3 protein-coding genes are annotated in these 3,570 nt (G+C 37.5%); all 3 read left to right on the top strand.

The window, feature by feature from the left end; translation table 11 throughout:
- Positions 1–292, top strand: a 292-nt coding sequence (locus K6G87_RS02250) for a hypothetical protein (protein WP_330669681.1), incomplete at its 5' end; no start/stop codon positions are given.
- A 213-nt stretch (positions 293–505) separates the two neighbouring features.
- Positions 506–2,152, top strand: coding sequence for an alkaline phosphatase (locus tag K6G87_RS02245; RefSeq protein WP_296833305.1), 1,647 nt, complete (start codon positions 506–508; stop codon positions 2,150–2,152).
- Between the two features lie 3 nt (positions 2,153–2,155).
- Positions 2,156–3,343 carry a YibE/F family protein gene (locus K6G87_RS02240; protein ID WP_296833301.1) on the top strand — a complete coding sequence of 396 codons (1,188 nt, stop codon included), beginning with the start codon at positions 2,156–2,158 and terminating at the stop codon, positions 3,341–3,343.
- The last annotated feature ends 227 nt before the right edge of the window (positions 3,344–3,570 follow it).

Raw genomic sequence — 3,570 nt, 5'->3', positions numbered from 1 at the left:
GATTCCAATAGGATTTTTTGATAATATTGCGCCTGTCCTTGCAGGTAAAGATGATGCTTATCTTCTTAGCCCTATTCTTGATGATATGACAGGATTTCCAATGACGCATGTCTTTTATGGAACACATGAAGTAATGTACGCATATCTTGAAGATATGCAAAAAGCATATGATAAGTACAATGTTCCACTTATTGTGCATGTAGGTGAGAATATGATGCACTGCTGGGGAGCCATGGAATTTGTTCCTGAAGCACAGGCAGTGCGAAAAGAATACTTTAAAGCACTTGCATAAGATATCAAACATTAAATAATCTGCATAACCTTGAAAATTGCGGCGCATTCTCGTGACAGTCGTGTGAGGCTTCACTTATGATAAATCCTGGTTATGCAGATCATTTATTTTTTACAATAGTTTTACTTGCAGCTGTTTATGTATTTTACTTTCTCTTTTTAGAATGATTATTGTCATCGCGAGGGCATTAAATTTAATCATAGGAGAAAGTATATGAAAAAGAAAGCAATAGGAGCTATCGCAGCTGGGCTGGCAGCATTAACTGCTTTTGGAACACTGGCTGTATATAATAATGGCCTTAATGAAGCTCATGCATCAACTACAGACACAAATATTACAGAAACAGTTACAGAGAGCACAGAACAAGATCAGACGCAGGTAGCAACAGGCGCACCTAAATATGTATTTTTATTTATCGGTGATGGTATGTCTTATCCGCAGATTGAAAGCACAAATTATTATCTTTCTGCACTTGAAGATGGGACAAGTATGGGAGATAAGGAAGAAGGAACTATTCTTTCTAAGGAAGAAGACTATCTTAGTTTTATGAATTTCCCAATAGTTGGAAGTGCTCAGACATATGACAGTACATCTTTTTGTCCTGATTCTGCATCAACTGCAACAGCGCTTTCCACTGGCTATAAGACATATAGTGGAACTATCAACATGGATGAAACAGGTACTGTAAGTTATGAGACAATAACAGAAAAGCTTAAGAGTCAGCTTGGTTATAAGATCGGTATCATCTCAAGTGTTAATTTAAATCATGCAACACCTGCAGCTTTCTACTGTCATCAGGAGAAGCGTTCAAACTACTATGATATAGGACTTGAACTTATAGACAGCGGATTTGATTATTATGCTGGAGGAGGATTATTAAAGCCTACAGGTGCTAATGGGGATCAGACAGACCTGTATACACTTGCACAGCAGGCAGGATATACAGTTGTCAAAACTCAGGCTGAAGCAGAAAATGTTACAGCAGCTACAGGTAAGACTATCATAATAGATGAAAACCTTGCTGATGCTGATGCTATGAAGTATGAGCTCGACAGAGAAGACGATGAGTGGGCACTTTGTGATTATGTAGAAAAAGGAATTGATTGCCTTTACGAAGGTAATGACAACGGATTCTTTATGATGGTAGAAGGTGGCAAGATCGACTGGGCCTGCCATGCTAACGATGCTGCATCTACAATGGCTGATACCAAAGCTTTATCAGATGCTGTATATGAAGCTGTAGAATTCTATAATGAGCATCCAGCTGAGACACTTATCCTTGTAACAGGCGATCACGAAACAGGCGGTCTTACAATTGGATATGCAGGAACTAACTATGATACTTTCCTTCAGAATCTTTCCAATCAGAAGATAAGCTTCCAGGCTTTTGATGATGAATATGTAGCAAAATATAAGGAAAATGGAACAAGCTTCGAAGATGTAATGAACGATATCACTGATCTGTTTGGACTTGTAGCACAGTCTTCAACTAATAAGGCAGAGGATGGAGTAACATCTGATAGTTCTGATTCTCATCCAACAGGAGTAACATCCGGTAATCTTGTACTGACTGATTATGAACTTGCCAAACTTAAGGCAGCATATGATAAGACAATGACTATGACCGAAGATACAGAGCTTAGTCAGGAAGAGTATATCCTTTATGGAAGCTATGAACCACTTACAGTAACAATCACACATATTCTTAATAACAAATCCGGAATATCATTCACAAGTTATAGTCATACAGGACTTCCTGTAGCAGTATTTGCTCTTGGACAGGGACAGGCTTTCTTTACAGGATATTATGACAATACAGAGATCTATGATAAGATGGCTGTACTGCTGGGAGTACAATAAATAATGCAGAAGAATGTCAAAAATCTTATCAGTAAGATGTGGGGACCACAGCCGGCAGGCTTGAAGTCCCTTTTTATTGGATTTGTAATAGTTGCAATTCTATTGATCATTCCAACAGGTTATGAAAATGCTGTTATTTATCAGGGAACTGATAAAGTTAAGGCGCAGATTATAAATGTTGATGATTCTGCAATTATTTCAAATGGACTAATAAGAACCGGGGAGCAGCTTTGTGAAGTAATGATCAAAGCGGGTAAATTTAAGGGGCAAAGCACCTATGCGGTAAATCTGTTATCAGGAAGTCTTGCGCAGGACAAGGAATTTGCAGTAGGGGATATGGCTTTGATAGTTGTAAGCTATGATGGTGACAAGATCATTTCAGCTACAATGATCGATCATTATAGGATTAACTGGGAAATATTCCTTTTTGCTTTTTTTACTTGTCTGTTAGTATTCTTTGCAGGTCCTGCAGGAATGAGATCACTTATATCTTTTTTGGTAACAGTATTATCAATTTGGAAGATACTGATCCCGTCATGCCTTAGGGGAGCTAATCCTATTATGGTCGGAGTTGTTATTGTAGCATTTCTGACTGTCATAATCATCCTATTTGTATATGGGTTTGAAAAAAGAAGCTTTGTAGCTATTTCCGGAAGTATGCTTGGAGTTATGACAGCACTAATACTTGGAGTTGTTTTTACAAAACTTTTTAAGATTCACGGAGCTATAATGACAGATAGCGAATCGCTTTTATACGCAGGGTATGGGGATCTTAATCTTACTAATATATTTATGGCAAGTATTTTTATTGGAGCATCGGGTGCTATGATGGATCTTGCTGTAGATATAACAAGTGGTATTAGCGAAGTAGTACATAAAAAGCCAGAAATATCCAGCCTTGAAGCAATTGGGAGTGGAATAAGGATTGGACAGGCTGCTATGGGAACTATGACAACTACGCTGCTTCTTGCATATGCAGGAAGCTATACTACCCAGCTTATGGTATTTATGGCTCAAGGTACACCAATAATAAATATTTTAAATTATAAATATGTTGCAAGTGAGATTCTTCAGACACTTGCAGGTTCATTTGCTCTTGTGACTGTTGCTCCTTTTACAGCACTTGTCGCAGGGATTGTTCTCACAAAAGATTCATATCATATGGAAATCAAAGATAAAAAAGCTAGTTAGATCAAAAGACATGGCCATTTGAATGGGATAAATATATTCTAGTTCACATACAGACTCTCTATATAACTATGATTAAATCCCTCATGTATGCCGATATAAATATATAAAGCTATATAATACGCCTGAAACTTATCAGGAATAGGCGCAAGCAGTAAGACAGACTTTGTTATATTTATATCAATCCGGTTCATTTAATGAACCGGATAAAGAGAGGTATAGATGCAGGT

It is taken from the genome of Butyrivibrio sp., assembly GCF_024699075.1.
Note: the sequence above shows the minus strand (reverse complement) of the source record. Positions and strands in the feature narration are given on the sequence as shown.